The sequence below is a fragment of the Frankia sp. CgKIO3 genome (assembly GCF_977946435.1).
The window spans coordinates 1-6933 of the sequence record NZ_CDWTMO010000191.1; the positions used below are offsets into that span (position 1 = coordinate 1).

Genomic DNA, 6933 nt, shown 5'->3' on the forward strand with positions numbered 1-6933 from the left:
CAGGAACATTTCTCAACACAGGTCCTTCAGACACGTTCACCAGGCTGTAGGTCATGAATGGTGCCATCTGATCCCCGGTTGTACGTGACAACGAAGATCTCCTGGTTGGAGCTGTAGTCCGCATACGGCAGCGTGGACGCGGTCTCCGGATAGACGCCTGCGGGTGGTCCCAGTCTGGCCACGACCTCGGCGTGGGTGTCGCTCCATTCCAGGCCGGCGGGCAGTTCACCTTGATAGACACCGGTGCCCGCTGTACCCGGACCGAAAAGCCTGACCTGGTGGATCCGGCCTGCGTCGGTGTTGAAAAGTATGGTCCCCGCCGCCCGGCACTGGCGCTGGAGCCCATAGATCTCGCAGCCGTTCCGGGTCGTGTAGTCGACGACGTTCGCGTCCCGCGTCGACCTGCCCAGCAGCTCGGTGTAATCTACCGCCGCGTCGGAGCCCGACAGCACGTTGGACACGGAACCGCAGCCGACGAGCGCGGCCCAGCCTAGGAGGATGACGAGCAGGCCGAAAGACCGCCCTACACCGCCCGGCGATGGATGTGCCAGCCGTGCGGGTGGGTGAGCCATCGCCCCCGTTTCGGCCCCGGCGAAGTCCATTCGCATCGTCCCCCAAGAGGATCATCCGGGGCCCGGACCCAACCAGCCGCACAGCCCCCCGTATTCCTTAATGCCCACGTCTGCCCTGGCGGCGTCAGCCCGCCGCCAGCCCACCTGGTCCGTTGCGGGTCGCCGTCTACCAGCGGCACCGGCCCGACGCCGCCGGGCCGGGTTCCCTCGACGCCCAACACGACCGGATCCGTGCGTTCCTCGACGCTCACCCCGGCTGGGAGATCGCCCTACGCTTCTCCGACGACATCTCCGGCGCCAGCACCGACCGCAAAGACCTCCACCGCGCCCTGGCCGCCGCCCGCAACGGGCTCATCGACGTCCTGCTCGTCTACCGGATCGACCGGCTCTCCCGCAACCTGCGTGACACCGTCCAACTGTTGGAAGAGCTCGACGAGGCAGAGGTCGTCTTCCGGTCGGCGACCGAGCCGTTCGACACCTCCACCCCGATGGGCCGCATGCTCCTGCAGATACTGGCCATGTTCGCCCAGTTCGAACGCGACACCATCATCGACCGCGTCGTCGCCGGGATGGAACGCAAAGCCCGCGAAGGTCGCTGGATGAGCACCCAAGCCCCCTACGGTTACCACGTCGACAAGCCCACCTGGACCCTCATCCCTTACGAACCCGAAGCCGCGATCATCCGGGCGATCTTCGAGCTCTACACCCGCCGCCGGCTCGGCGCCCGCGCGATCGCGACCACCCTCAACGACCGTGGACACCGCACCCGCAGCGGTAACCAGTGGACCGGCCACCAGGTCCTGCGCTACCTCGACAACCGCGTCTACCTCGGCGAGTAATCCTTCCGCGACATCGTTGTCGGCGACACCCACCAGCCGATCATCGACCGGGACACCTTCGACGAAGCCCAGCGGCTGCTCACCGCCCGCAGCGAAGCCCACTCCCGCCGGGCCTCCAACGCCTCCGACTACCACCTCACCGGCCGCATGCGCTGCCCCCGCTGCGGCAAGACCATGCTCGGTACCCGCGCCACCGGCCGCACCCGCAAATACCGCTACTACCCCTACTTCACCCGCAACCGCTACGGCTCCGACCGCTGCGACGCCCCCCGACTCGACGCCGACGCCATCGACCACGCCGTCCTCGAAGCCCTCGCCGGCTTCTACCGCGAGCAGCACACCCTCATCGCCGACGCCGTCAAAACGGCCCAGCAGGCCCACCGCAACGCCCGCGGTGACCTCCGCGCCGAACTCGCCACCGTCGACACCGAACTCGCCCAGACCGACCGGGCGATCGACCGCTACCTCACCGCGTTCGAACGTGGCACCCTCGACGAAGAGACCATCGGGGAACGCCTCGCGAAACTCCGCACCCAGCAGAAGTAGCTCCGCCACCGCCACAGCGAACTGACCGATCAGATCGCCCGCGAACCCGTCACACCCGCCCCGGCCGATCTCGACGCCATCGCCGTGAACACCACGATCGTCATCAAGACCGGCACCAACCAGCAACGCAAAGCACTCATCGAAGCACTCGTCGCTGAATTCAAGATCAGCGGAACCGACCGGCTCATACCCGTCTTCCGCATCCCACAACCCGACCCCGACGACGACCAGCCACTCACCCTGACCACCGTCGCAGCCCACCCACCAGCCACAACAGCCCCGAAGGGAACGGTTCGCGCAATGAATACCCGGGTGCGGGAGGGGGGACTTGAACCCCCACGCCCGAAGGCGGCAGATCCTAAGTCTGCTGCGTCTGCCATTCCGCCACTCCCGCGCGACCTCCAGAGTAGCGATCGCCTCACCTGGGGGGCGCCCCGCCTCCCGCCGGGTCACGCCCCGCATCCTCACCAGGACCGTGGACAGCCGTGGACAGCCTGGAGGCTGCCCCAGCCCGGCCACGAACCTTCGTATTGGGCCATTCACGGGGTTCACCGGTATCGGCCGGGTTTGGCGGACGCCAGGCCGGACAGATATCGGCAGTCCAGAGGGCTCACGCCGCCGGTCACCGAGGCTCGTCCCACGGTCGTCGGGACGACAACCGTGAGAGGGCCGTTGTCGTCAGCCTGACTCGCACGGGCATCCGACCGGCGGCAGGGTTGTTTCGCGCCGGTTTGGCCAGGACGGCTGGGAGACGATTCATATGACCCTCACGGAGGTCCCGCGCTTCGCCCCCGCCGGCGTTCCGCCCCCCGCCGACGTTCCGCCCACCGGCGAGGCACCGGCACAGGTCGAGAGCCCGCCGACCAAGGTCAGGGCCGAGGCCAACGTCAGGGCCGAGGCCGAGGCCGGGAACGAGGCCCCACGGCTGGTCGGCCCCGGTCCCCGCCACGCCGCCCAGCGTGCCCTCCTCGAACGGAACCGGGCGTTGAAGCTCATCGACATCGGTCGGGCGACGACCGCGGCCGTCTGCGCGGTCCGTGACACGGGCCTGCGGGTGAACGGCCGGCCGGTCGCCGAGGTTCATCTGCTCATCGAACGCCCCGGCGCGTGGGGCAACGTGTACCCGGTGGTGCGCAGCACGGTCCTTCCCGACCCGGACATCGACCTGAGCGAGGCGGCGACGGCCTCGTCGGGCCGCCCGCGTCGTATCCCCGTGCTGGTCGATCCGCGCCGTCCGGAGAACGTGCTGCTGGGCTGGGATCTGCGACCGGCGAGCTGACGAAGCCGTCGACGAAGCGATCGACGAAGCGATCGACGAAGCCTGCGGGATGGGCCGGCCAGGCGCCTCAGGGACGGTCCCGGTCAGGCGGCGGCGAGGCCCAGGTCGCGCAGCAGCTTGGCGACATGACCGGTCGCGCGGACGTTGTACTGCGCCACCTCGATCGTGCCGTCCGTGCCGATCACGAACGTCGAGCGGATCACGCCGACGGTCTTCTTCCCGTACATTGTCTTCTCACCGAAGGCGCCGTACGCGGCGAGCACCTTCCGCTCCGGGTCGGAGAGCAGCGGAAACGTCAGGGCTTCCGCGTCGCGGAACTTCACCAGCTTGGCGGGCTTGTCGGGAGAGATCCCGAGCACGTCGATGCCGGCGTTGCCGAGCTGGGCGAGGCTGTCCCGGAAGTCGGAGGCCTGCTTCGTGCACCCCGGGGTCGACGCGGCCGGGTAGAAGTAGACGACGACCCGCCGTCCCCGGTAGGACGCCAGGGACACCTCGTTCCCCTCGGAGTCGGGCAGGGTGAAGTCGGGTGCGACGTCGCCGGGGACCAGACGGGCGGCGTTGGCAGTCTCAGTCATGGTCCGAAAAGTAGCCGTGGCCTGCGCAGGACGGCAAACCCTCCAGCGGACAGATCCCCAACGTGGCGAGATTCGGGGGACCAGGGCACGGTCTGTGCACCATGGACCGTGTCTTGGTCCCCCATCTGCTCAGGCTGCTGCGTCGACCGCCGCGCGGAAGCCCTCCGGGGTGAGCTGCTCCCCGGACAGCCGCTTGCCGTTGACGAAGACGGTCGGCGTGCCGGTGACGCCGGCCTTCGATGCGTCCTCGTCGACCTTGGCGACGTACCCGTCGTAGGTCCCCTCGTTGACCGCTTTCCGGTACGCCTGCGAGGTCAGCCCCGCTTTCGCCCCGAGCGTGATGAGCGTGTCGTTGGTGAAGCCGCCGGTGCGCTCCTCGGGCTGGTTCGCGTACAGCACATCGTGCAACTGCCGGAACCTGCCCTCGTTGGCGGCTGCCGCCGCCGCGTTCGCCGCCCGCTTCGACTCCGGCCCGATGAACGACATCATGTGATAATCAATCTTGATTTTTCCGTCGTCGAGGAGATTGTCGATAGTCGGCCCGGTTGTCTTCTCCAGTGTCCCGCAGATGGGGCACTGGAAATCCTCGTATATGTCGACGGTGACCGGCGCGGACGCCTTCCCGACGACGATGCCGTGATCGGTGCCGGTGGCGCTCGCCGGCAGGACCACCGGCTTCGACTCCTCGCGGGAGTTCTGGACGGCAAAGCCGATCGCGCCGACCAGGACGAGAACGGCCAGTACCACGCCGGTGATGATGCCGCGCTGCCGTCGCCGTTCCCGCGCTGCCGCCGCGGCCCGCGCCGCCGCGGCCTTGGCCCGTCGCTCCTGTCCGTTGGCCGCCTTGCCCCCACCTGCCGGGGGGGTCGCGTCGGGCCTCGCGGCGCCGCCGCCCGGGGCCCTACCGCCGGTCGTCAACGGTGTCTTCTTCGACTTCGAAGCCATCAGCGGTACTCCCGGAAAGATCGTTCACCGGTTGGTCGAGGAGGCGGTCCACCGCCAGATAGCCGCTCGGCCGCCAGGCCAGCAGCCCGGCGGCGGCGAGCAGCAGGCTGTCGCGGATCAGCTCGGAGGTGTAGTGCGTCGGGGCATCGGCAGCGAGATCACCCCCGGAGGAGAAGCAGCCGCAGTCGATCCGCAGCCCCCGGGCGGCGGCCGACGCGATCGCTGCGATGTAGACGGCGAACATCACCGCGGACACGACGGCGGACAGCCGCACGGCGAGCCCCACGACGAGCAGTATCCCCAGGGCGATCTCCAGGAACGGGACGCCGTACGCGATCGGCTGCACGAGGGCATCGGGCAGGATGCGGAACGCCCGCACGGAGCGCACCATCCCGTCCGGGTCGTTGACCTTCAACAGCCCGGCGACCAGCCAGACCACGCCGAGGCCGAGGCGCAACACCGTGGAGACGGCGCGACTGGCCGGCTGCATGGGGGTGACAAGGCTGTAGGTGATCGGATTCAAGTCCGTGCTTCTTCTGATCCGGACCGCTCGGCGGTCAGCTTGGGCAGGTCGTCGATGTAGTCCTGGACGCTGGTCCCCGCCAGGTACAGCGCGCGGATCCTGTCATCCCGAGAGAAGACGATGACCTGGGCGCCATGGGTGACCAGAACGGAGCCGTCGGTCTGGACCTCCGGTTTCTCCAGGGGAACGCCCAGGGCCTCGGCCTCGGTACGGATCCGGTCGAACGGACCGCGGGCGCCGATGAAGGTTGCGTTGAACTGCTTAAGCCAACGACTGAGGACCACCTCCGTATCCCGATCAGGGTCGGTCGTCACGAAGACGATCGTCACCTGGTCACGCACGTCCGGTTTCACCTCGCCGAGTGCCGACGCGATGTCAGCCATCGTGGTCGGGCAGACGTCCGGACAGTGGGTGTAGCCGAAGAACAGCATGGTGATCTTTCCCTGCGTGCGTGCGCGCAGGTCGAGGGGACGGCCGTCGGTGTCGGTGAGGTTGAGGGCCGGCTTGGCCAGCCTCCTGGCCGGGACGGTGCCGTGCAGGCCGCCGTTGTCGCCTCCGTTCCCCGTATCGACGATCTTCACTCCGGTGTCGGTTCCCGAGCCGGCGCAGGCGGTGAGCAGCGCCATCGAGGAGGCGACCAGGACCGTGGCAATGGTTCCGGCCAGTGCCGGACGGCGCCGCGGGGAGCGCGACGGGGGGAACTGCCCGGGCGGGGAACCGGCGCCGTGACGGGAACCCGTGTCGTGACGAGGATGGTGGACCAGGGACATGACGCTCCAGGACAGGGCCGGGCAGGACGGACCGGGGCCACGGAAAACGTGTCCGTCTGACCGCAGCAGGTGCTAACGGTGGGAGTCGCCCGGGCGATGCCCACCCGGGCCAGACTACCGCTGGCCCTCGAGCACAGCGTTCAGCGTAATGTCCCGCCGGACGGATTTCGGTGGGCGGTCGCTTCCGCCCGCGGCGCCATCTGCGCGGTACGGAGACCGGGATCGGACGGGGCGAGACGTCGTGCGTCGGTGCGCCCGCGTGACGTGTCGCGCCACTGGCCGTTTGGTCTCGCCGGGCGGTGATGTGTCTGGCACGATCGTTGCAGGCCGGTCGCACCCGACGGAGATGTCCGTGGCGTCCATCGACGCCGATTGACGCCAGCCGCGGGAGCGCGTCCGCCATTCGCAACGGACGAGAGGGCGACATCGGTGCCGCAGGACCCGGCCGTGATCCAGCAACAGATCGAAGAGACCCGCGCCGAACTGGCGGAGACGATCGATTCCATCGCGGAGATCGTCAGCCTGCGCCGCGTCGCCGAGCGGGCCCAGGTGCAGTTGCGGGCGAAGACCGCCGAACTGCGCCACAGGTACGGTCCGGTCCTCGGGATCGGCCCGGGGCCCGCGCTTCCCGAACTGGGAGCCGGCGTCGGAGCCGATGGTCTGGCCCGGCGGGGGGATGCGGGCACGCTGACCGGGGGTGCCCTGGACGGCAGGGCGGTGCCCGGACCCTCCGGCGGCGCCACTGTGGTTCGGGTGGTGCGCTGGGAGCGGGTCGTTCTCGTCGGTGGAGGTGTGCTGCTCCTGGTGGGTGGGATCCGCCGTCGCCGTCGCCGCCGGTCGTCCTGGCGCGGGTGAGCGGCCACCCCGCCCGCCTGGGCCGCTCC

9 protein-coding genes and 1 tRNA gene are annotated in these 6933 nt (G+C 69.1%); 4 read left to right on the plus strand and 6 right to left on the minus strand.

Going from position 1 to position 6933, the window contains the following annotated elements:
• Window positions 1–26: 26 nt before the first annotated feature.
• Window positions 27–602: a hypothetical protein gene (locus tag AC08OJ_RS17310; RefSeq protein ID WP_476596271.1), complete on the minus strand. Its 576-nt coding sequence runs from the start codon at window positions 600–602 to the stop codon at window positions 27–29.
• Between the two features lie 122 nt (window positions 603–724).
• On the opposite strand from AC08OJ_RS17310, the gene AC08OJ_RS17315 reads away from it, so the two are divergent.
• Both AC08OJ_RS17315 and AC08OJ_RS17320 read left to right on the plus strand, forming a co-directional pair.
• Window positions 725–1411 carry a recombinase family protein gene (locus AC08OJ_RS17315; protein WP_476596272.1) on the plus strand — a complete coding sequence of 229 codons (687 nt, stop codon included), beginning with the start codon at window positions 725–727 and terminating at the stop codon, window positions 1409–1411.
• Window positions 1412–1558: 147 nt separating this feature from the next.
• Window positions 1559–1957, plus strand: coding sequence for a recombinase zinc ribbon domain-containing protein (locus AC08OJ_RS17320; RefSeq protein WP_476596273.1), 399 nt, complete (start codon window positions 1559–1561; stop codon window positions 1955–1957).
• A gap of 313 nt (window positions 1958–2270) precedes the next feature.
• Here the strand turns inward: AC08OJ_RS17320 and AC08OJ_RS17325 are convergent.
• Window positions 2271–2351 (minus strand) — tRNA-Leu (locus tag AC08OJ_RS17325).
• Window positions 2352–2717: 366 nt separating this feature from the next.
• Here AC08OJ_RS17325 and AC08OJ_RS17330 point away from each other — a divergent pair.
• Window positions 2718–3236, plus strand: a complete 519-nt coding sequence (locus tag AC08OJ_RS17330) for a hypothetical protein (RefSeq protein WP_476596274.1) — start codon at window positions 2718–2720, stop codon at window positions 3234–3236.
• A gap of 83 nt (window positions 3237–3319) precedes the next feature.
• On the opposite strand, the gene bcp is transcribed toward AC08OJ_RS17330, so the two are convergent.
• The 4 genes from bcp to AC08OJ_RS17350 all read right to left on the minus strand — a co-directional run bounded on the left by bcp (window position 3320) and on the right by AC08OJ_RS17350 (window position 6049).
• Window positions 3320–3811: a thioredoxin-dependent thiol peroxidase gene (gene bcp, locus AC08OJ_RS17335; RefSeq protein ID WP_476594248.1), complete on the minus strand. Its 492-nt coding sequence runs from the start codon at window positions 3809–3811 to the stop codon at window positions 3320–3322.
• A gap of 129 nt (window positions 3812–3940) precedes the next feature.
• Window positions 3941–4729 carry a DsbA family protein gene (locus AC08OJ_RS17340; protein WP_476596275.1) on the minus strand — a complete coding sequence of 263 codons (789 nt, stop codon included), beginning with the start codon at window positions 4727–4729 and terminating at the stop codon, window positions 3941–3943.
• Entirely contained in the window at window positions 4713–5279 is a 567-nt protein-coding gene (locus AC08OJ_RS17345) for a DoxX family protein (protein ID WP_476594246.1), read from the minus strand. The genes AC08OJ_RS17340 and AC08OJ_RS17345 overlap by 17 nt, the downstream gene beginning before the upstream one ends.
• Entirely contained in the window at window positions 5276–6049 is a 774-nt protein-coding gene (locus AC08OJ_RS17350; protein ID WP_476594245.1) for an SCO family protein, read from the minus strand. The genes AC08OJ_RS17345 and AC08OJ_RS17350 overlap by 4 nt, the downstream gene beginning before the upstream one ends.
• Before the next feature lie 429 nt (window positions 6050–6478).
• On the opposite strand from AC08OJ_RS17350, the gene AC08OJ_RS17355 reads away from it, so the two are divergent.
• Entirely contained in the window at window positions 6479–6904 is a 426-nt protein-coding gene (locus AC08OJ_RS17355) for a DUF3618 domain-containing protein (RefSeq protein ID WP_476596276.1), read from the plus strand.
• Window positions 6905–6933: the final 29 nt, after the last annotated feature.